Genomic DNA, 20468 nt, shown 5'->3' with positions numbered 1-20468 from the left:
ACTCAATGCACCGCAGCCGACGCGGCCTCGATCCGAGCGCGGGTGATCCGCTTACGGAAGATCCAGTACGTCCAGCCCTGGTAGGCCAGCACGAGGGGCAGGAAGATGAGGGCGGCCCACGACATGATCGTGAGGGTGTAATCGGTGCTCGAGGCGTTCTCGATCGTGAGAGAGAACTCCGGGGCGGTCGCGGAAGGCATGACGTAGGGGAACAGCGCGAACCACAGCGCGAGCACGGCGGACACGATCGTGAAGGCGCCGAATCCGAATGCCCAGCCCTCGCGCCCGCGGGCGTTCGAGATCCACGACGCGATGAGCAGCACGGCGGCCACGGCCGCGAGGACCGCGGTCATCATGGCCAGCTCCCTGCCCTGCGCGAAGGCCATCACGACCGTCCATACCAGGAACGCGGCGCCCACGATGATCGTGAGGAGCCCTGCGCGACCGGCGAGCCGGCGGGCGTCGGCGGCGACCTGGCCGTCGGTCTTGAGCGCGACGAAGTACACCCCGTGCGTGAAGAAGAGCAGCAGCATCGTGACGCCGCCGAGGAGGCCGTACGGGTTGAGCAGCGTGAGGAACGAGCCCGTGAACTCCATGGCGTCGTCGATCGGCACGCCCTGCACGATGTTCGCGACGGCCACGCCCCACAGCAGCGCGGGCAGCGCCGAGCCGATCACGATCATCCTGTCGAAGCCGCGCTTCCACTTCGGGCTGTCGCGCTGGTGTCGGTACTCGAACGAGACGCCGCGCAGGATGAGAGCCAGCAGGATCATCAGCAGCGCGAGGTAGAAGCCGCTGAACAGCGTCGCGTACCAGTGCGGGAAGGCGGCGAACAGGCAGGCGCCGGCGACGATGATCCACGTCTCATTGAGATCCCACACGGGCCCGATGGTGTTGACCACCTGACGGCGGCTGACGTCGTCTTTGCCCAGGAACGGCAGCGACATGCCGACGCCGAAGTCGAATCCGTCGAGCACGAAGTACCCGACGAACAGGAATCCGACGATCCAGAACCACAGGTAGGCAAGGTCCATCTCGAGCTCCTAGTAGACCGTCGTCGGGGTGTGCTCGACCGCGAGGTCTCGCGGATCGGGATCGTCGGGACCGGGCAGCGGGTCGGGGCCCGTCTTGGCGGTCTTCACGATCAGGCCGAACTCGACCACGGCCAGCGCCGCGTAGATCGCGGTGAAGGCGAGCAGCGAGACCAGCACGCTCCAGCCGGGGACGCTCGGCGAGACGCCGTCCTCGGTGAGCATCAGGCTGAACACGATCCAGGGCTGTCGTCCCATCTCGGTGAAGACCCAGCCGACCAGGATCGCGAACAGTGACGCGGGCCAGGCCCACACCGCCAGCCTCCAGGCCCAGGCCGGCACGTCGCGCTTCGCGCGCTTGCGTGTGAGCCAGAGCCCGACCACGGCGGTGAGGGCAGCGACGCCGCCCAGGCCGATCATCCAGCGGAACGCCCAGTAGGTGACCCATACGATCGGGGCGAAGTTGCCGTCGACCTGGTCGGCGAACTGCGGGAACAGCTCCGTCGTGTATTGCATGTTGAGGTCGTTGATGCCCTCGACGCAACCGTCGATGCTGTGGGTCGACAGGAACGCCAGCAGGTACGGCACGCGGATCGAGAACAGCTCGCTCGTGCCGTCGGGCGTGCCCAGCGTGAAGATCGAGAACGACGCATCCGCCCCGCAGGCGCTGTCGAACATCGCCTCGGCCGCCGCCATCTTCATGGGCTGGGTGGCGACCATCACGAGGCTCAGCTGGTCGCCCGAGAGCGCGACGCCGGCGAAGGCGACGATCATGCCCCACAGCCCGTACTTCAGCGACGAGCGCATCATCTCGATGTTCTGCTTGCGCAGCAGATGCCAGGCCGAGATCGAGATGATGACGCCAGCCGTCATCATGAACGCCGCGAAGAGGGTGTGGGGGAGAGCGGCGAGGGCGACCGGATTCGACAGCACGGCAAAGAAGTCGGTCATCTCGGCGCGCGAGCCGTCTTCTGCCATGCGGAAGCCGACCGGGTTCTGCATGAACGCATTGGCCGCGAGGATGAAGTACGCCGAGAACCACGCGCCGATCGTCGCTATCCAGATGCTCGCGAGGTGCACAGCGCGCGGAAGCTTGTCCCACCCGAAGATCCACAGCCCGATGAAGGTTGCCTCGAAGAAGAAGGCCATGAGTCCTTCGAAGGCGAGCGGGGCGCCGAAGACGTCGCCCACGAAGCGCGAGTACGACGACCAGTTCATGCCGAACTGGAACTCCTGCACGATGCCCGTCACGACGCCCATTGCGAAGTTGATCAGGAAGATCTTGCCGAAGAACCGCGTGAGATGCAGCCACTTCACCCTGCCCGTGCGGAACCACGCGGTCTGGAAGATCGCGACCGTCAGCGCCATGCCGAGCGTCAGTGGGACGAACAGGAAGTGGTACAGCGTCGTGAGGCCGAACTGCCAGCGGGCGAGCAGCAGAGGGTCCAGCAGATCCACGATGCGTTCTCCGATCGCTTCTGAATGCCTGTGGTCTGACCACACTAACATGTGGTCGGACCACAGGCGAGCGCTATCGAGCCGGCTCGAGCATGGCGTCCGCAGAGCCCGGTGCCCGGTGGCACGACTACCCTCGAGAGCATGGCGAGCAACGCGGCGGCAGCGGCAGCGGGGCGGCGCGCATGAGCGCGATCCCGGTGACCATCGGGCGACGCCCCGCGGTGTCCGTTGACTCGACACCCGCGCGCGCGGGGTCACCGCTCATCGACACCCACGGGCGGGTGCACCGCGACCTGCGCATCTCGCTGACCGATCGCTGCTCGCTGCGCTGCACCTACTGCATGCCGGAGCAGGGCAACGAGTGGCTGGCGAAGACGAGCATCCTCACCCTCGACGAGATCGAGCTCATCGCGCGGATCGCCGCCGCCGACGGCATCACCACGTTCCGCCTCACCGGAGGTGAGCCGCTGCTGCGCACCGACATCGTGGAGATCGTGCGGCGCCTGGCGGCGATCGAAGGTCCGGACGGCCGACCGGTCGAGATCGCCATGACCACGAACGGGATCCGGCTGCCCGAGGTCCTTCCGGGGCTCGCCGCGGCAGGTCTCGGGCGCCTGAACATCTCGATCGACACCCTGCGCCGCGACCGGTTCCATGAGCTGACCCGCAGAGATCGGCTCGACGATGTGCTCGAGGGGATCGCGGCGGCCGCGGCATCCGGTCTTCGCCCTCTCAAGCTCAATGCCGTCGCGATGCGCGACGTCAACGACGACGAGCTGGTCGACCTCGTCGAGTTCGCGATCGCGCACGACGCGCAGATGCGGTTCATCGAGCAGATGCCGCTGGACGCGGGACACACATGGGATCGCTCGCGCATGGTCACCCAGGACGAGATCCTGCAAGCCCTCGCCCGGCGCTGGGAGCTGACGCCCGTCCCCGGTCGCGGGGGTGCGCCGGCGGCGCGGTGGACGCTCGACGGCGGCCCCTACACGGTGGGCGTGATCGCGTCGGTCACGGCGCCCTTCTGCGGCGACTGCGACCGGCTGCGCCTCACCGCCGACGGCCAGCTGCGCAACTGCCTGTTCTCCACCACGGAGTACGACCTGCTGCCGATCGTGCGAGGCGCCGCGGGAGAGCGGGAACAGGACATCGACGGGATGCTGCGCGCCTGCGTGCGCGGCAAGCTCCCGGGTCACGCGATCAACGACCCTTCGTTCCTGCAGCCGGCACGCGGCATGAACGCGATCGGAGGCTGACCATGGGACGCATCACCTCGCGCAGTCCCGTCACGCGCATCACGCTGGGCGACGGCGGTGCCGCGGTGCGGCGCCGCGCCGACACGCTCGCCGTGGAGGAGCCTCTCGAGATCCGGCTCGCGGGGGAGCCGCTCACGGTCACGATGCGCACGCCCGGTCACGACATCGAGCTGGCCGCCGGCTTCCTCGTGTCGGAGGGCGTCATCTCGGCGGGTGGGCACTTCCGCTCCGCCATCCACTGCGGCGGCCCGGGCACCGGCGCGGTCGGGATCACGTCGACCGAGAACACGTACAACGTCCTCGACGTGACGCTTGCGCCGGGCGTCGAGTCGCCCTCGACCGACATCGCGCGCAACTTCTACACGACGAGCTCGTGCGGCGTGTGCGGCACGGCGTCGATCGAGGCGATCGAGAAGCAGTCGCAGTACGACGTCGGCGCCGACGACGTCGTGGTCGACGCTGCGCTGGTCGCCGGCCTTCCCGACGCGCTGCGCGCGGGCCAGGCGGTCTTCGACAAGACCGGCGGACTGCATGCGGCGGCGCTGTTCGACGCCGTCAGCGGGGACCTGCTCGTCCTGCGCGAAGACGTCGGCCGGCACAACGCCGTCGACAAGGTGGTCGGATGGGCCGTGCTCGAGGACCGGCTGCCCCTCACCGGCACGGTGCTGCAGGTATCGGGTCGGGCAAGCTTCGAGCTCGTGCAGAAAGCCGTGATGGCCGGCATCCCGATCCTGTCGGCGGTGTCTGCACCGTCATCGCTGGCGGTCGAGCTCGCCACGGCATCCGGACTCACCCTCGCCGGGTTCGTGCGAGGCCCCTCGATGAACCTGTACTCACGTCCCGACCGGGTGCGAGAGCCCAGCCTCCAGGTCTGAGACCTCGAGACCGGCCATTCTCCCCGAGCCGGCTCCGGCTCAGAAGACGAAGAGCTGCCCGAGCACCATCGTCGCGATGAAGAACAGTCCGACGATCGCCGCGACGATCGCGAGAGTCCTTCCCGACAGCTTCGCCACCGCCCAGCCGACGAGGAAGGGGAGTGCGAGGAGGAAGATCGCCACGATCCACCAGAACGTGACGTAGCCGGCGGTCGTCGCCTCGGACAGGCGTCCGCCGAAGAGCTGCTGCGACAGCGGGTGGGTCGCATAGCGCACCGCTGCCGAGATCGGCACCGCGACGAACGCGAACACGATGAGTCCGACCAGGGAGCCCCACAGGGCTGGGCTGCCGTTACCGGAGAGGACGCCGCCGTGGAGCTGCGGCTCGTCCTTCTGCTGCTGCGAGCGTGATGACATGCGCCTGAGCCTAGTGGGCGCGCAATACGCCCGGTGCCGGACATGGCGCTGCCCGCCGGTCCGGGGGGAGGGCGGGCAGCGTCAGGGCGCCAGGGATCACCGTCTGGGGGTACGGTTCTCCGCGCTCACCATCCACGAGAGCTGCTCGACGCGTTCGAGGATCGCGTGGAGGATGTCGGCACTCGTGGGGTCTTCTTCGTCGACGGCGTCATGCACGTCGCGGCAGGTGCCGGCGACGGCATCCAGCCTCTCGGTCATGAGATCGATCACCTCAGTGGTCGCGATCTCACCCTGAGGGAATTCGGGGAGGGTCGTGGTCTGCGCGACCTGGTCGCTGCGCCCGTCCGGCAGGGCGTGAAGCGCGCGCATCCGCTCGGCGACATCGTCTGCGAACCCGCGTGCGGCCTCGATGATCTCGTCGAGCTGCAGGTGGGTGTCGCGGAAATTGCGGCCCACGACGTTCCAGTGGGCCTGCTTGCCCTGCAGCGACAGCTCGATCAGATCGACCAGCACCTTCTGAAGGTTCTCGCCGAGCGTCTCGGACGCCGTGAAGCCGCGCTCGGCGTTCTGCTCGCGAGTCAGCTCCGCTCCGGCGCCACCGCGGGCGGCGCGGCGCGTGCCGGAACTCGTCGCCGATGAACGCGCGCTGGTCTTCTTCGTCGCGGTGCTGCTGCTCGAGGCCGTGCTCTTCTTCGCCGTGGTGGGGGCCACTGTCGCTCCTTCGTGGGGTGCTTCAGAGGCTAGTGACGTCGGCCCTTTCGCGCCCGGGGATTGCCCTCCCGTCTTCGACGTGCTAGTCCGATGTGCTGTCGTGGGTGGATGCCGGTGCCGCGACCTGCTGTGCCGGGACGTGGTGGGATGGGACGGTCATGTCTGCCGACAGAACACCCCGCCACGAAGCCGCCGGGCGTCCCGCCGCCGTCGAGATCGCCACCGCGGTGCGGCGCGGTGAGACCACCGCCGCGGAGATGATCGACACCCACCTCGCGCGGATCGCGAGCGTCAATCCGACGGTCGACGCACTCACCGTGGTCTTCGCCGATCGTGCACGCGAGGCGGCGGAGCGCATCGACGCGACGGTCGCGGACGGCTGTGATCCCGGCCCTCTCGCGGGTGTGCCGATCTCGGTCAAGGAGAATATCGACCTGACCTGGTCGGCGACGACGAACGGCTGGCAGGGTCTGTCCGGCGCGATCCCCGGCCGTGACGCGACCATCGTGCGGCGCCTGCGCGATGCCGGGGCCGTGCCCATCGGCCGCGGCAACATGCCCGACTTCGGCATGCGCTGGGACACCGACAACGATCTGTTCGGACGCACCCTCAACCCGTGGGATCCGGCTCGCAGTGCGGGCGGGTCCAGCGGGGGTGACGCCGTCGCGGTGGCGACGGGCATGAGCGCGATCGGGCTCGGCAACGACTTCGGGGGGTCACTGCGGCTGCCCGCTTATGCGGTCGGCGCCCTTGGCCTGCGGCCGTCGCGGGGAAGGGTTCCGCGGGCGGCCGTGCAGCGGCATCCGGTCGCCCTCACGCTGCAGCAGTTCTCGGTCAACGGTCCTCTCGCGCGGAGCGTCGACGACCTCGCTCTCGCGCTGCGTGTGATGGCGGGGTGGGATGCCGACGATCCGGTGTCGATCGATGCTCCGCGCGTACGGCTCGAGGAGGTGCCGCGACGCGTCGGCGTGGTGCGCGACCCACTCGGCGGCGGCGTCGCTCCAGAGGTGGCGGCCGCGATCGTTCGCGCCCAGGCATCCCTCGTCGATGCCGGCTGGGAAGTCGTCGACCTCGACCCGCCCCTGCTCGAGGAGGCCGCCGTGCTGTGGCGGCGGCTGTCATGCACCGACATGCTCGTCTCGCTCGACCCGAAAACGCTGGGCCGGCCCCTCGGCCGATCGGCCACGAGGTTCCTGCGCGACAGCACGGCGGCCGCCAGACCATACGAGTCGGCGAGCGACTACGCGACGGCCTGGGCCCGGCATGCCGTCATCGCGGCCGAGTGGCGCCGGCTGCAGGTCGACGTCCCGCTGATCCTCGGACCTGTCTCGACGTCGCGTATGCGCGAGCCCGACTACGACCTGGGTGGGACGGATGCCGCGGACCGAGCCTGGCGCGACCTGCGGCTGACCGTCGTGGCGAACTTCCTGGGTCTGCCGGCCCTCGCCCTGCCCACCGGCCTGGCTGCCGACGGAATGCCCACGGGAGTGCAGCTGATCGGGCCGATGTTCGGCGAGGACATCGTCTTCGCGGCGGCCCGCGACGTCGAGTCGCGCGTGGAACGGATGCCTCTGCCCGCGGCGGCGTGCTGAACACGACGGCTAGGGGATCGGGGTCTCCGGCGCGGTCGGGAAGGTGGGCTCCTCGGGGTGGGGTGCGAGGGGCTCGTCGGGGTACGGTGCGAAAGGCTCGTCCGGGCCAGCAGGGCGCTCGGGGGTCGGCGTCGGGGCATCAGGCGTGCCGGGCGTGCCAGGCGCTCCAGGAGTTGCGGGTCCGGGAGGCATCTCGCCGGGTGAGGGCTGGGGCAGGGTGGGGTCGGTCATGCACGTCAGCTTGCGCTCGGTGGTGAGCGGTCGGGAGGCCCTTGACCCTCCGTCCGCGGTGCGGTAGCCGGGGCGGGAGGCGGCAGCCTGGTGCGCTTAGGCTGGAGGCCGTGGCATCCGTTCTCAACGTCTCGGCGTATCTGTTCACCCGCCTCGACGACGCTCACGGTCTGCGCCCCCTTCTGCGGGATCGCGCCGTCGCCGCGGGGCTGAAGGGGACGATCCTCCTCGCAGAGGAGGGCATCAACCTCTTTCTCGCCGGTGATCCGGCTGCGCTGCGCGGCTTCATCGACGACCTCCGTGACGACGCTCGATTCGCACAGCTGGCCACGAAAGAGAGCTGGTCGCCGCGTCAGCCGTTCGGACGCATGCTCGTGAAGGTCAAGCGCGAGATCATCCGCATGGACCACCCCATGATTCGCCCCGAGACCGGACGCGCTCCCGCCGTGGACCCGGTGACGCTGCGCCGCTGGCTCGATCAGGGAAGCGACGACGACGGCCGTGAGGTCGTGGTGCTCGACACGCGCAACGCCTTCGAAGTCGACTACGGCGCGTTCGCCGGTGCCCTCGACTGGCGTCTCGAGCGATTCACCCAGTTTCCGGATGCCGCGGCCGCAGCTGCTGCCGATCTTCGAGGCAAGACGGTCGTGAGCTACTGCACGGGCGGGATCCGGTGCGAGAAGGCCGCTCTCTACCTGCGTGAGGAGGGCGTCGACGCGTTCCAGTTGGACGGAGGGATCCTGGGCTACTTCGAACAGGTGGGCGGCGCCCATTGGAACGGCGAGTGCTTCGTGTTCGACGAGCGCGAGGCGCTCGCCCCCGACCTGTCGCCGCGGTCCGAGGCGGCATGACCCCCGCCCCTCTTCCGCGCACGTCGACCGGCGCGATCGTCGTCGCCATCGTCCTCGACGTCGCGCTGGTGGTCGGGTTCGCTGCGATCGGCCGCGCCAGCCACACCACCGACATCTGGACCGGACTCTGGCAGACGGCGTGGCCTTTCCTCGCGGGTCTGGCCGTCGGCTGGGCGGTGACCGTCGCGTGGCGCACTCCGCTGGCCCCGGTGCGCACCGGACTGGGCGTATGGGCGGCCACCGTGCTCGTCGGGATGCTTCTGCGGGTGGCGTCCGGCCAAGGGACCGCGATCCCGTTCGTCATCGTGGCGTCTGCGACCCTCTTCGCGGCGCTCGTGGGCTGGCGCCTCGTCGCCGCGCTCGCGCGCATGGGACGCGGGGCACGAGCAGAGAATCGGAGCGCCGACCCGACACGCGGCTGAACGGACGCGGCGACCGGCGTCCTACGCGGCAGCTCCGATCGGGTGCGCGGCACCCCGGTCGGGCGTGGACCGTACAAGCGCTCGTTGTCAACGCCCTGTCTGGTCGCGAGGGGAACGTCTAGCTTCGCGATGTGGACAGCATCCGGGCGATGACATGGAACGTGTGGTGGCGATTCGGGGGCAATTGGCGAGAGCGCGAGCCGGGACTGCTCGACGTCTTGCACCGCGCTGAGCCTGACGTTGTCGGCATCCAGGAGTGCTGGGGAACGGCGGATCGCACGCAGGCCGACGTGTTCGCAGAAGCGCTCGACGCTCACGCCGCTTTCATCGAGGTCGGACTGCCGCCGGCACCCGACCCCGTCGAGGAAGAGACGCAGAGTGGAGCGGTCATGGGTCTCGGGCTCGTGAGCCGCTGGCCGATCGAGTCCGCCGAGAGCGTAGAGCTGCCGTCCGACGGCCGGCGGAACGCCGCTCTTGTGGCGACCATCGCCCATCCGGTCGGAGCCGTGCGTGTGGTGGTCGGTGCGACGAGCTGGGAGCCGGAGCGGATCGAAGAGACCGCAGTCCAGGTCCAGGAGTTGCAGCGACTCACGAGGGATGGGCACTCGCTGCGTCCGGGGCCCAGCATCCTGCTCGCCGATCTGAACTACGACCCGACGCAGCCGCCGCTCGCCGGGCTGCACCTGCAGGACGCGTGGACCGCAGCGGCTGACAGCGCGGACCCCCGGACCCTCAGTGCGACGAACCGCTTCGCGCCCGCGGAGTGCCGCGACCAATACGACCGGCGCATCGACCACATCCTGTACTTGCCGGGGTCGGAGGGAGCGGCAGCCACTCGCGCGTGGATCGTGCGGGATGAGCCGAACGGCATGCCGCCGTCCGACCATTACCCGGTTCTCGCCGACATCGCGATCGGCGCCGGTCCTCACCCACGGGAGGACGATGCTCCGAGCGCCTCGTGGATGAAATGAGCGAGCCGGCCAGTCGGTCGGTGGGCTAAGCGGTATGACGCAGGCCGGTCTCGATCACGATCCGGTTGCCGTCGATGACGCCGGGGCCGTCTCCGGGAACGGGCGCAGGCGCCGGGACGATCTGCTCCGCGTCCCATACCGCACGCGCGTTCTCAGCGCTCGGATGCCAGATCTCATCCATCCCCAGCAGCCCGCCCGACGAATGGCTCACTTCCTCGCCACGGCGCCGCCTGCGGTGCGTGTCGAAGGCCATCCACAACATCGAGACCGGGAGCACGATGAGCATCGCGAGGAATCCCCACATCACGACTTCGCCGATCTCCATGGGCCCATGCTAAGTCGACCATCGTGACGACCACATCCTCCTGACGGCGGAGATCGCCCGCGCCCCGGATTACGCCGTACCGCGCACGGCTGCGCGGATCCGTTCGATTGGGATCTTCGGCGTGCGATCCGCGTAGAGCAGTCCGTTCGTCTCCTGGCCGGTGTCGGTGAGCTGCGTATAGCAGAATCCCGCGAGGGGACTCGCGGACCCGACGGCTCGGATGATGGCGGTTACGCGGGCTTCGAACGCCGCGGGGTCGGTTTCGGTGGAGTATCCCCAGTCACCCTCGCCCCCGGTGCTCAGGCTCACCCCGCCGAACTCGGTGACCATGACGGGCAGCCTTTCCGGCCGACCGGCGGCTGTCATGCGGCGGCCGGCGGGCCCGAATCCCTCGAGCATCGTTCGAAGGCGGCGATCGTCCCCATAGCGGTCCGCCAGGACCTGCGGGTCGGACTCGTAATCGTGGATCGTCCAGATGTCGGAGGCGGTGTGCTCCCAGCCATCGTTCGAGACGACTGGACGTGACCCGTCCAGGGCCCTGGTGAGATCGGCGATCGAACGGCTGAATGCCTGCTGCCGCTCATCGTGCGCGATGTGCTGAACACCCCAGCTCTCGTTGAGCGGCACCCACACGACGATGGACGGATGCGAAAGGTCCCGCTGCACGATGGTCGTCCACTCCTGCATGAGCGCGCTCACCGCGCGCGCGTCGAAGGCGTACGCGTTGGCGGTCTCGGCCCACACCATGAGGCCCAGCCGGTCGGCCCAGTACAGGAACCGAGGGTCTTCAGCCTTCTGGTGAACCCTTGCCGTGTTGAATCCGAGGTCGATGATCAGCTCGACCTCACGCCTGAGCATCTCGGCGGAGGCCGCGAGGTGGGTCTCTGGCCAATAGTTCTGGGCAAGAATCGCGCGCACCGCGATGGGACGGTCGTTCAGCAGCAGATGCTCCGTCGAAACGGCGACGGTGCGCAGACCGAGGTAGCTTCCGACGACATCGATCGGGGTTGCGTCGGTCTGCTCGAGGACAACCGTCGCTGCGATCAGCGTCGGATTCGACGGCGACCACAAGAGTTCCTCGTACTGCTGGCCGTTGAGCTGACGAGGGATCACGACGCGCATCAGACACGACCGTTCCCCCATCGTGCGCACACGACCCTCGACGAGCAGTCCGCCCTCGTGCTCGAGGACGACGCGTACCCACGAATTCCTGGGCACGTCGCCGTGTAGACGCACGGCGAGGTTCACTGTCGCCGACGTGATGTCGCTGCTCCAGGTGACGGACTCGATCGAGCAGCGAGGCACGCACTCCAGCCAGACCGGCTGCCAGATGCCCGTCGTGCGGTGGTACCAGATCGAGTGCGGCTCTTCGCGCCAGTCTTGCTTGCCGCGCGGTACCGACACGTCGTCGGGCAGATCGACCGCGCGGACGACGACGACGTTGTCAGATTCCGGACGTAGCGCGCTCGACACGTCGGCGGTGAACGGCGACTGGCCGCCCACGTGCGTGGCGACAAGCTCGCCGTTGACCCAGACCTGCGCGGCGTGGTCGACGGCCCCGAAGTGCAGGAGCGTGCGTGTGCGCTCCGAGTCGAACCCGGCGGCGCGGAGCTCCTCCACGCCGAAGGTCCGGCGGTACCAGACACACGGAAGGAAGCCCGCCTCATTGATGCCGGATGCCGGTGACTCGGGCGGGAAGGGCACCACGATGGATCGGTCGAAGTGGACGTCCGCGAGGGTCGCCGTCATGTCGTCGTCCCGGGCGAAGTCCCAGTCGCCCGACATGTCGTGCCACGCAGCACGCACCAACTGCGGACGCGGATAGCCACCATCTTGGCGAGTGGCGTCGACGGCTCCTTCGAGGGAGGTCATTGAGCGGGTCCTTTCGTGCTCGCGCGATGCGCGATGGTGAAGCCGACGGTGTGGATGCCGGGGGCAGGCGGTTGCTCGAATACGAGGTCGATCGCTTTGCGGGCCAGCGCTGCGGTGTCCGGCGAAACAGAACTCAGGGCCGGCGTGCTGTATCGCGCTTCCTCGATGTCGTCGAAGCCGATGACGGCCATGTCGTCCGGCACGTGCACCCCGGCCGTCACGAGCACATGCATCGCCCCGAGCGCGAGCAGATCGTTGAAGGCGAAGACAGCGTCGGGACGTATCCCGGACTCGAGGATCATCTCCGCTGCCCGTGCCCCGTCACCGCGATGGAACTCGTCCACCGAGAAGATCAGGCGCTCGTCCACCTCGATCCCGGCTTCCTCGAGCGCGGTGCGGTAGCCGGCGAGCCGGAGCTGCGATGTCTCATTGGGCCCGGAGTGCTGCGCCCCGATCGCGGCGATCCGGGTCCTGCCGAGCGACAGCAGGTGCTCGACGGCGCTCTTGGCGGCGGCAGTGTTGTCGACGGTGACGTGAGGGAACACTCCGTCGCCGATGTGCTCGCCGAGGAGAACCAGCGGGGTTGAGTCGAGTCGACCCTCGAGATCCCGTGCGCTCAAAGCCAACGGGCTGAGGATGAGGCCGTCCATCACCGGAGCGTCGATGCCGTCGCTGATACGACGCTCGGCGTCGGCACGACCGTCCGTCTGGTTGATCAGTACGGTGATCGACCGTTCCTGCGCCGCTCGCACGAGTTCCGACGCGAGCTCGGCGAAGTAGGGCTGGCTGAGCTCCGGGAGAGCGAGCGCGATCATCCCGCTTCGGCCGCTGCGCAGCTGCCGTGCCGCGGCGTTCGGCCGGTATCCGAGTTCGACCAGGGCTTCCCGTACGCGAGCCGCAAGCTCTTCGGTGACCCAGCCGGTGCCGTTGACCACGTTCGACACCGTCTTGGCCGAGACCCCGACGCGTGCCGCGACATCCTTCAACGTGGTGCGAGCCATCGTCGTCCTTCCCTCCGCGTCATCGCGTCGCTCACAATGTCACGACTTCGTGCCTTGTTCAACGATTACCGGTCATGTATAACAGTAATCGATCCGTTCGTTCAACGTTGAACGGTACTTCGAAGGGGAAAGATCGATGACGACACAGCATGGGCCCCGGGTCGCACGGCGCGGCCGCGCCCGCATTCTCTTGGAAACGACGGCGGGCCTTGTGCTCGTCGGATTGACGATCGCCGGCTGCGCCGGTCAGGGCGCCGGGGGCGGTGACGACACCAACGCCGACGGCAAGATCGTGCTCGACTTCTGGAACGGCTTCACCGGGCCTGACGGACCGGCGCTCCAGCAGGTGGTCGATGACTTCAACGCGTCTCAGGACGAGATCGAGGTCAAGACGAACATCATGCCGTGGGACACCCTGTACCAGAAGGTGCTCACCTCGGTGGCCAGCGACGGCGGGCCCGACATCATCGCGATGTCGGCATCGCGCATTCCGCAGTTCGCGGACGAGGGCCTGTTCATGCCCGTCGACGACTACTACGAGAACGCCGACAACGATTCGGCCGCTCTCGCAGAGGCTGCTGTCGAGGCATCGATCTATGACGGGCAGAACTACGGCGTCCCGGTGAACTACGCCCCGATGATGATGTACTACAACAAGGATCTGTTCACGGCCGCCGGGCTGGATCCGGAGGCGCCGCCTGCCACCTGGGACGAGTTCGCCGCGATGGTGCCGCAACTGTCGAAGGACGAGAACGGCGACGGCAAGCCTGAGCAGTACGCCATCGCGCTCGCCGATCACGAGACAGTTCCGATCTTCCCGTCGCTGCTGTGGGGCACTGGAGGCGGCATCGTGTCGGAGGACGGCTCGACATCCACCCTCGGAGACCCCGAGACGATCGAGGCACTGGAGTTCTGGGTTTCGCTCGTCACTGAGCAGCAGGCCAGCCCCATCGGGCTGTCGGGTGCGGACGCGGACAAGCTCTTCCAGACCGGGAAGGCCGCGATCGAGATCGTGGGCCCGTGGATGACAACCGGCTTCGACGAGGCGGGGCTCAACTACGGCCTCGCGAAGCCGTTCGCCGGCCCCAGCGACGATGCCGTGCTGGCAGACGTGGTCTCGATGGGAGTGCCGTCGAATGCGAGCGAAGATGTCAAGAGCGCTGCCTACGAGTTCTTCGCCTTCTGGAATTCGCCCGAGGGTCAGGTCACGTGGGCGAACGGCTCCGGATTCCCGCCCACGCGCGCGGACGTCGCGGACCAGGTGACCGAAAGCCCGTACCCCGCGATCTTCGGCGCTCCCGAGGTGGCGGACAGCGCCCGCGTGCTGATGCCGGGGATCGCCGCCGGCGGACCCATCCTTGAGACGGTGTTCACACCCGCGCTGCAGCGGGCGCTGAACGGAGAGGGCACCGTGGCGGACATCTTCTCCGAGGCATCCGCACAGGTTCAGGCTGAGCTCGACAAGTGACGCCGCCGACGGGCGGGTGACCCTATCGCCCGCCCGTCGGCCCGCGAAAGGGTCCCGATGACTACCGATACCGTCGCGGCCGCCGCACTGCCGGAGGTCGAACCACGCCGATCGCGCGGTCTGCGAGCGAACGGGCGCCGTGCGATGACAGCGTGGCTCTTCTTGACGCCGGCGCTGATCATCCTCGCCGCTTTCACGCTGTACCCGATGATCCAGGCGGTGTACCTGTCGCTCACCGACTACAACCTGATCCGGGCAGCCGAGTTCATCGGCTTCGAGAACTACGTCGAGCTGTTCCAGGACCCGTCGTTCTGGAACGCGTTCAGCAACACGGTCCTGTATGCCGCGGTCGTGACCCCGGCGACGGTGATCCTGGCGCTGCTGTTCGCCGTGATGCTCAATCAGGCTTTCGTCGGTCGGGCGTTTGCGCGGACAGCGATCTTCCTGCCGTTCATCGTGTCGCTCGGGATCATCGCGATCGCGTGGGCATTCCTGCTCGACCCGAACATCGGTTTGCTGTCGTACTGGCTCAGCTTCGTCGGGATCGTTCCCGAGCAGGGTTGGCTGAGCGACCCCCGCTACGCCATGGCAGCGGTGATGGTCGTCGGCGTGTGGAAGAACGTCGGCTTCTACATGGTGATCTACCTGGCGGGACTGCAATCCATCCCCGTCGACATGTACGAAGCGGCGCGCCTCGACGGCGCCGGTGCCTGGCAGCGATTCCGCAGCATCACGCTTCCGCTCCTGTCGAACCAGACGCTCCTGGTCACCGTGCTGGCGCTCATCGCGACACTGCAGGCGTTCGACCAGATCTACGTGATGACGCACGGCGGACCGTTCTTCCGTACGGAGACGCTCGTGATGCTCATCTACCGGGAGGGTTTCCAGGAGTTGCGCTTCGGCTACGCCTCGGCCATATCGTTCGTGCTGCTCGTCTTCGTCTTCATCCTCTCGATGATCCAATTCGGCTACCTCCGTCGGAAGCAGGTGACCTACTGATGGCCGTGACGACCCTTCCCGGAACCAGCAACGTCGAGGTGTCGGCCGGCAGCGCCCGGTCGGGGAGGCGGCCGCCGCGAGCCGCCGCCCACCGCGCCGCGTCCTGGCTCCTCGCCGTGACGGCGATCCTCGTCGGCCTGATGATGCTTCTGCCGATCATCTGGATGCTGTTCACGGCGTTCAAGCCCGAGGCCGACATCGTCACCTACCCGCCGACGCTGTGGCCGCGCGAGCTCACCATCGACCACTTCATCGACGTGTGGAACCGCATCCCGTTCGCGCGTCTCTACGTGAACACCATCATCTTCGCGGGCGGCGTGACGGTCATCTCGCTCCTCTTCGACTCGATGGCGGCCTACGCCCTGGCCCGCATCCCGTTCAAGGGGCGCGGGATCGTCTTCGTCGGAATCCTGCTCCTGCTCATGCTGCCGTTCCAGGTCACGCTGATCCCGCTCTACGACATGCTGAACGGGATGGGGCTGACGAACACGCTCCCGGGACTCATCGTCCCCAGAATGACGAACGCCTTCGGCATCTTCTTCCTGACACAGTTCTTCCTCTCGCTGCCGAAGGATCTGGAAGAGGCGGCCCGCGTCGACGGGGCTTCCGAATGGCGGATCTACTGGGGCATCATCATGCCCCTGGCGCGCCCCGCTCTGCTGACGCTCGGGCTCTTCCACTTCCAGTACAACTGGAACGATCTGCTGTGGCCCCTCGTGATGTCGTCGGAGGTCGAGACGTCGACGCTGCCGGCAGGACTCGCCTTGTTCATGGGGCAGCATGTCGTCGAGTACGGCCTGCTGATGGCCGGTTCGCTCCTCGCGTTGGTGCCCGTGATCCTGTTCTTCCTGCTGATCCAGCGAAGCTTCGTCGCCGGTATCGCGACCACAGGGCTGAAATGACTCCCCACGCCCGGGAACGAGGCGTATCCACACAGAACGGAGACGAGAACGCGTGAGCAGCAGCCGCTGGTACGGTGACGACCGATTGCACTACGGCGTCGGCATCGAAGACACATTCATCCCGCACGAGCGGGTCGGCCACCGCAAGCTCGACGAGTACGAACTGACGCAGCACTACTCCCACTGGGAGGAGGATCTCGACCTCGTCGCCGCGAGCGGCGCCGAGTTCCTGCGCTGGGGCATCCCGTGGTACCTCGTAGAACCCGCGCCCGGGCAGTTCGACTGGTCGTGGATCGATCGCGTCGCTGAGCGCATGCACGAGCTCGGGCTGCGCTGCATCGTCGATCTCATGCACTACGGGACGCCGCTATGGCTCGAGAACTCCTTCCTGAACGCCGAGTACCCGGAGCGTGTCGCGTCGTATGCACGCGCCGTCGCCGAGCGATACCAGGCGGTCTGGTCCGACTTCACGCCGCTCAACGAACCAGTCGTCAACGCCGAATGGTGCGGCCAGAACGCAGCGTGGCCGCCGTACCTGGAGGGCCAGGACGGCTTCGTCAAGGTCATCATGCAGCTTGGGCGGGGCATGGTGCGCACGCAGCAGGAGATCGCCGCGGTCCATCCCGACCCGACCTTCGTCCATGTGGATGCCGGCTTCCTCTTCGAGGGTGAGACGTCGCCGCTCAGCCGGGGACTGCTCGAAGAGCGGCGGTTCGTCGCGCTCGATCTGATCACGGGACGCGTGGACGCGGACTCGCCGATCACGGGATGGCTCACCGCGAACGGCGTGACGGACGCGGAGCTGCAGTGGTTCCGCGACAACGCCGTGACACCCGATGTCGTCGGGGTCAACTACTACCCGAGGTTCTCGAAGGCGAGGATCCGTGACGGTGTCGTCGACCCTGTCCGTGCGGATGCCGCGGGCTTACGGGAGCTCGTCGAGGCGTACTCGGCTCGGTATCAGCGGCCGATGGCAATCACCGAGTCCTCGCTCGTGGGCACACCGGAAGAGAAGATCGAGTGGCTGCAACAGTCTGCTGCCGAACTCGCGGCGCTGCGTTCCGAAGGACACGAGATCGTGGCCTTCACATGGTTCCCTTTCTTCACGCTCGTGGACTGGCTGTATCGCTTCGACAGTCAGTCACCGGACGCGTGGTTCCGCGAGTTCGGTCTGGTGGACCTGGTGCGGGGCGCCGATCAGTCGCTCGATCGAGTGCGCAACGCGTCGTTCGATGTCTTCCTAGAGCTGGCGCGGGAGGGTCGCGCCGACGACCAGTGATGGAGATGAGCGGATGCCCCGGCCCGGGGCATCCGCTCATCACATGTCGCGTGGATCGACCTCAGCGATCGACCTCGCCGCGCCAGGCGCCGGTCTCGCGATCGGTGTTCTCGATGAACTCCTTGAAGTTGCGCAGATCCTTCTTCACGGCATGGGTGCCGGCGCCGACGAGAGACCCGAGGTGCTCGAGCGCATCCGAGGGGGTCCAGTCGATCTGGACCGTGACGCGCGAACTGGTGTCGGAGAGCTTGTGGAACGTCACGACCCCGGCATGGGCGGTGTCGCCGCCGATGCTGCGCCACGCGACGCGTTCGTCGGGGTGCTGCTCGGTGATCTCGGCGTCGAACTCGCGCGTGAACATGCCGACCCGCACTTTCCACCGCAGGTGGGTGTCGTCGATCTGTGTGATCGACTCGACCTCATCGAGGAAGTTCGGGAAGCTCTCGAACTGAGTCCACTGGTTGTACGCCATCGTGACGGGAACGTCGACGTCGATGCTCTCGATGATCTGAGTCATGGCTCTCTCCTCTCGCCCGGACGCCGGGCGTCGGATGGGCTTCGTGCGTTGGCCTCCAGCATCTCCGGCGGCGCCGGCAGACCCCACCCCCTTGACCTCGGAGGGGTCTTCGGGATAACGGATGTCGCGGCCCGGAACATCCGATGACGTTTCAGGTCGCTGCGCCCGTTGCGCTCGGCTCGGCGCGGCGCGGTACATAGGGTGTCGGCATGTCCGCCATCGACGAGCCCCTCGCCGCGACCATCCGCGAACTGGAGCTGCCTCCCGTGATCGCCACGATCGCGACCGAGGGAGGCACGGCGGTGCACCCTGCCCTGCGGTATCGAGCGCAATCGGTGCACCCGGCGGCATGGTCGCTCGTCGAGCGGTCGCCGGGGCTCGTGCCGCTGTGGTCATGCGGCATCGACAGTGCGTTCGCCGACGAGGACGGCACGTTCCTGATGTGGTCGGCCGAGGAGGCCGGGCCGAGCAGCAGGTTCCCCGACTACGCCGGACTCGTGCGATCGTTGCTGACCGACTTGCGCGAGGATGACGAGGACGAGGACGACCTTCGTGTCATCGCCGGCCTGCTCCTGCCCGGCCGGAAGACCGGCAGGGGTCAGACGCGGCGGTAAGTGGCCTCGACGGGGCAGTCGAACGGATCGCGGGCGGCCAGGCCGACACGGTTGAGGTAGTCGATCACGATGCCGTAGGACTTCCACATCGTCGTCTCGACGTAAGGCACCTCGAGGGTCTCGCAGTGGTCGCGCACGATCTCACGCGCGCGGGCCAGGTGCGGGCGCGGCATGTTCGGGAACAGGTGGTGCTCGATCTGGTAGTTGAGCCCACCCATCATCCAGGTGGCCCACCAGCCACCCGAGACGTTGCGTGAGGTGCGCACCTGCTTGCTGAAGAAGTCGAGCTTGGCGTCCTTGGCGATGATGGGCATGCCCTTGTGGTTGGGAGCGAAGGAGGCTCCCATGTAGACGCCGAAGACCGCCAGCTGCACGCCGAGGAAGGCGAAGGCCATGCCGAGCGGAAGGAACAGGAAGACGGGGGTCCAGATCACTCCGAAGCGCACGGCCAGCATCGCCAGCTCGATCCAGCGGCCCTTGACGGGCTCACGGCTGAACAGGTGGCGGAAGGCGATGACGTGCAGGTTCAGGCCCTCGAGCGTCAGCAGTGGGAAGAACAACCACCCCTGGCGCTGCGTGATGAACCGTCGCAGTCCACGGGCGCTCGCGGCATCCGTCTCGAGGAATGAGATGGTGTCGATCTCGATGTCGGGGTCCTTCTCGACCCGGTTCGGGTTGGCGTGGTGCCGCGTGTGCTTCGTGGCCCACCACGAGTAGCTCATGCCGACGATGCCGTTGCCGAGGATGCGGGCGAGACGGTCGTTGGCCGGTCCTGATGACAGGATCTGCCGGTGCGCGGCCTCGTGCGAGAGGAAGGCGACCTGGGTGAACAGGATGCCGAGGGCCGCGGCGATGAGCAGCTGGAACCAGCTGTCGCCCAGCAGGATGAACCCGGCGATGCACCCGGCGAAGCCGAGGGCCAGGACGGTGCCCACCATGGCGTAGAACCAGGGGGTGCGCCGCAGCAGGCCGGTCTCGCGCACGATCTGCGAGACATCGGTGTACGCCCGGGCGATGGGGGGGAACTCCGCTGTTCCCGCGTAAGTCTGACGAACGGGGCCGAGCCGGGGCTCGAGGGTGGTGGAGGAGATGACGGGGACCTGGTTTCGATCGGGGACCGCGTTGGCCTCGGGAAGCCAAAGGCGGGTGCCGATCGCTGATGCCAGGCTACGCGCCCTCACATGGGGCGATCGGAATACGTCGTGACCTCCCAGGCATTGGTCAGGACTCGTACATCGTCCGGACACACGAAAGCCCGGGATGGCGGATGCCATCCCGGGCTGACGAGAGATCAGGGGATCAGAGCGGCCGGATGTTGGCTGCCTGCATGCCCTTCGGACCGCGCTCGGCGTCGAATTCGACCTTCTGGTCTTCGCGGAGCTCCTTGAAGCCCTCGCCGGTGATCGCGCTGAAGTGTGCGAAGAGATCGGCCGAGCCGTCATCGGGAGCGATGAAGCCGTAGCCCTTCTCGGAGTTGAACCATTTCACGGTGCCAGTGGCCATCGTGTCTTTCCTTTTACTTTTCGGGCCGCGTGAGCGACCAGGGGTGCCGTTCCAACGTGTTCGGAACGGACAGTGGGAGCACGCGTGCGGAAGGATGCGACGCGGCGAGTCTGGTGACGAAGGTCAAGAAGTCTTTCGGGGAGATGCGCCGGCTGCGAGATGCTCGTGCGCGG

General features: G+C 67.6%; 22 protein-coding genes. 11 read left to right on the top strand and 11 right to left on the bottom strand.

Features of this window, described 5'->3' with window-relative positions; translation table 11 throughout:
• Positions 1 to 2: 2 nt before the first annotated feature.
• Together cydB and HF576_RS03355 are read right to left on the bottom strand one after the other, a co-directional pair.
• The gene (cydB, locus tag HF576_RS03360) at positions 3 to 1034 is read right to left on the bottom strand and encodes a cytochrome d ubiquinol oxidase subunit II (RefSeq protein WP_168911344.1); all 1032 of its coding nucleotides are present in this window, start codon (positions 1032 to 1034) and stop codon (positions 3 to 5) included.
• A gap of 9 nt (positions 1035 to 1043) precedes the next feature.
• Positions 1044 to 2489 (bottom strand): cytochrome ubiquinol oxidase subunit I, encoded by a 1446-nt coding sequence (locus HF576_RS03355; protein ID WP_168911343.1) that lies wholly within the window; start codon positions 2487 to 2489, stop codon positions 1044 to 1046.
• 182 nt (positions 2490 to 2671) lie between these two features.
• On the opposite strand from HF576_RS03355, the gene moaA reads away from it, so the two are divergent.
• Both moaA and fdhD read left to right on the top strand, forming a co-directional pair.
• A complete protein-coding gene (moaA, locus tag HF576_RS03350) occupies positions 2672 to 3745 on the top strand; it encodes a GTP 3',8-cyclase MoaA (RefSeq protein ID WP_168911342.1) in 1074 nt (357 codons plus the stop codon).
• Positions 3746 to 3747: 2 nt separating this feature from the next.
• On the top strand, positions 3748 to 4620 hold the full coding sequence (gene fdhD / locus HF576_RS03345) for a formate dehydrogenase accessory sulfurtransferase FdhD (RefSeq protein WP_168911341.1): 873 nt from the start codon (positions 3748 to 3750) through the stop codon (positions 4618 to 4620).
• A 39-nt stretch (positions 4621 to 4659) separates the two neighbouring features.
• On the opposite strand, the gene HF576_RS03340 is transcribed toward fdhD, so the two are convergent.
• Both HF576_RS03340 and HF576_RS03335 read right to left on the bottom strand, forming a co-directional pair.
• Complete coding sequence (locus HF576_RS03340) at positions 4660 to 5037, bottom strand: hypothetical protein (protein ID WP_168911340.1); 378 nt, start codon at positions 5035 to 5037, stop codon at positions 4660 to 4662.
• A gap of 96 nt (positions 5038 to 5133) precedes the next feature.
• Positions 5134 to 5748: a ferritin-like domain-containing protein gene (locus HF576_RS03335; RefSeq protein WP_168911339.1), complete on the bottom strand. Its 615-nt coding sequence runs from the start codon at positions 5746 to 5748 to the stop codon at positions 5134 to 5136.
• Positions 5749 to 5906: 158 nt separating this feature from the next.
• On the opposite strand from HF576_RS03335, the gene HF576_RS03330 reads away from it, so the two are divergent.
• Positions 5907 to 7340 carry an amidase gene (locus HF576_RS03330; RefSeq protein ID WP_168911338.1) on the top strand — a complete coding sequence of 478 codons (1434 nt, stop codon included), beginning with the start codon at positions 5907 to 5909 and terminating at the stop codon, positions 7338 to 7340.
• A gap of 9 nt (positions 7341 to 7349) precedes the next feature.
• Here the strand turns inward: HF576_RS03330 and HF576_RS03325 are convergent, their stop codons facing one another.
• Complete coding sequence (locus tag HF576_RS03325; protein ID WP_168910752.1) at positions 7350 to 7571, bottom strand: hypothetical protein; 222 nt, start codon at positions 7569 to 7571, stop codon at positions 7350 to 7352.
• 110 nt (positions 7572 to 7681) lie between these two features.
• On the opposite strand from HF576_RS03325, the gene HF576_RS03320 reads away from it, so the two are divergent.
• The 3 genes from HF576_RS03320 to HF576_RS03310 all read left to right on the top strand — a co-directional run bounded on the left by HF576_RS03320 (position 7682) and on the right by HF576_RS03310 (position 9815).
• Positions 7682 to 8422 carry a sulfurtransferase gene (locus HF576_RS03320; RefSeq protein ID WP_168911337.1) on the top strand — a complete coding sequence of 247 codons (741 nt, stop codon included), beginning with the start codon at positions 7682 to 7684 and terminating at the stop codon, positions 8420 to 8422.
• Positions 8419 to 8844 (top strand): DUF3054 domain-containing protein, encoded by a 426-nt coding sequence (locus tag HF576_RS03315; RefSeq protein ID WP_168911336.1) that lies wholly within the window; start codon positions 8419 to 8421, stop codon positions 8842 to 8844. The genes HF576_RS03320 and HF576_RS03315 overlap by 4 nt, the downstream gene beginning before the upstream one ends.
• Positions 8845 to 8975: 131 nt before the next feature.
• Complete coding sequence (locus tag HF576_RS03310) at positions 8976 to 9815, top strand: endonuclease/exonuclease/phosphatase family protein (protein ID WP_168911335.1); 840 nt, start codon at positions 8976 to 8978, stop codon at positions 9813 to 9815.
• A gap of 25 nt (positions 9816 to 9840) precedes the next feature.
• Here the strand turns inward: HF576_RS03310 and HF576_RS03305 are convergent, their stop codons facing one another.
• From HF576_RS03305 to HF576_RS03295, 3 genes are all read right to left on the bottom strand, one after another.
• Complete coding sequence (locus HF576_RS03305; protein WP_168911334.1) at positions 9841 to 10140, bottom strand: hypothetical protein; 300 nt, start codon at positions 10138 to 10140, stop codon at positions 9841 to 9843.
• A 69-nt stretch (positions 10141 to 10209) separates the two neighbouring features.
• On the bottom strand, positions 10210 to 12012 hold the full coding sequence (locus HF576_RS03300; RefSeq protein ID WP_168911333.1) for a glycoside hydrolase family 2 protein: 1803 nt from the start codon (positions 12010 to 12012) through the stop codon (positions 10210 to 10212).
• Positions 12009 to 13013, bottom strand: coding sequence for a LacI family DNA-binding transcriptional regulator (locus tag HF576_RS03295; protein ID WP_168911332.1), 1005 nt, complete (start codon positions 13011 to 13013; stop codon positions 12009 to 12011). The genes HF576_RS03300 and HF576_RS03295 overlap by 4 nt, the downstream gene beginning before the upstream one ends.
• 136 nt (positions 13014 to 13149) lie before the next feature.
• Here HF576_RS03295 and HF576_RS03290 point away from each other — a divergent pair, with 136 nt between their 5' ends.
• Genes HF576_RS03290 through HF576_RS03275 form a run of 4 tightly spaced genes read left to right on the top strand, consistent with a single transcriptional unit; the run spans position 13150 to position 17661 of the window.
• Positions 13150 to 14481, top strand: a complete 1332-nt coding sequence (locus HF576_RS03290; protein WP_168911331.1) for an ABC transporter substrate-binding protein — start codon at positions 13150 to 13152, stop codon at positions 14479 to 14481.
• Between the two features lie 57 nt (positions 14482 to 14538).
• Positions 14539 to 15480 carry a carbohydrate ABC transporter permease gene (locus HF576_RS03285; RefSeq protein WP_168911330.1) on the top strand — a complete coding sequence of 314 codons (942 nt, stop codon included), beginning with the start codon at positions 14539 to 14541 and terminating at the stop codon, positions 15478 to 15480.
• The gene (locus HF576_RS03280) at positions 15480 to 16382 is read left to right on the top strand and encodes a carbohydrate ABC transporter permease (protein WP_240948624.1); all 903 of its coding nucleotides are present in this window, start codon (positions 15480 to 15482) and stop codon (positions 16380 to 16382) included. Before HF576_RS03285 ends, HF576_RS03280 begins: the two co-directional genes overlap by 1 nt.
• 52 nt (positions 16383 to 16434) lie before the next feature.
• A complete protein-coding gene (locus HF576_RS03275) occupies positions 16435 to 17661 on the top strand; it encodes a family 1 glycosylhydrolase (protein ID WP_168911329.1) in 1227 nt (408 codons plus the stop codon).
• Between the two features lie 61 nt (positions 17662 to 17722).
• On the opposite strand, the gene HF576_RS03270 is transcribed toward HF576_RS03275, so the two are convergent.
• Complete coding sequence (locus HF576_RS03270) at positions 17723 to 18178, bottom strand: SRPBCC family protein (protein WP_168911328.1); 456 nt, start codon at positions 18176 to 18178, stop codon at positions 17723 to 17725.
• Positions 18179 to 18387: 209 nt separating this feature from the next.
• Here HF576_RS03270 and HF576_RS03265 point away from each other — a divergent pair, with 209 nt between their 5' ends.
• Complete coding sequence (locus HF576_RS03265; RefSeq protein ID WP_168911327.1) at positions 18388 to 18792, top strand: hypothetical protein; 405 nt, start codon at positions 18388 to 18390, stop codon at positions 18790 to 18792.
• Here the strand turns inward: HF576_RS03265 and HF576_RS03260 are convergent.
• Both HF576_RS03260 and HF576_RS03255 read right to left on the bottom strand, forming a co-directional pair.
• Positions 18777 to 19883 (bottom strand): fatty acid desaturase, encoded by a 1107-nt coding sequence (locus HF576_RS03260; RefSeq protein ID WP_168912048.1) that lies wholly within the window; start codon positions 19881 to 19883, stop codon positions 18777 to 18779. The genes HF576_RS03265 and HF576_RS03260 overlap by 16 nt on opposite strands.
• Positions 19884 to 20091: 208 nt before the next feature.
• On the bottom strand, positions 20092 to 20295 hold the full coding sequence (locus HF576_RS03255; RefSeq protein ID WP_026059428.1) for a cold-shock protein: 204 nt from the start codon (positions 20293 to 20295) through the stop codon (positions 20092 to 20094).
• Between the last annotated feature and the right edge of the window lie 173 nt (positions 20296 to 20468).

The sequence above is a fragment of the Microbacterium salsuginis genome (genome assembly GCF_012524205.1).
In the GTDB taxonomy this organism is placed as follows: domain Bacteria; phylum Actinomycetota; class Actinomycetes; order Actinomycetales; family Microbacteriaceae; genus Microbacterium; species Microbacterium salsuginis.
Note: the sequence above shows the minus strand (reverse complement) of the source record. Positions and strands in the feature narration are given on the sequence as shown.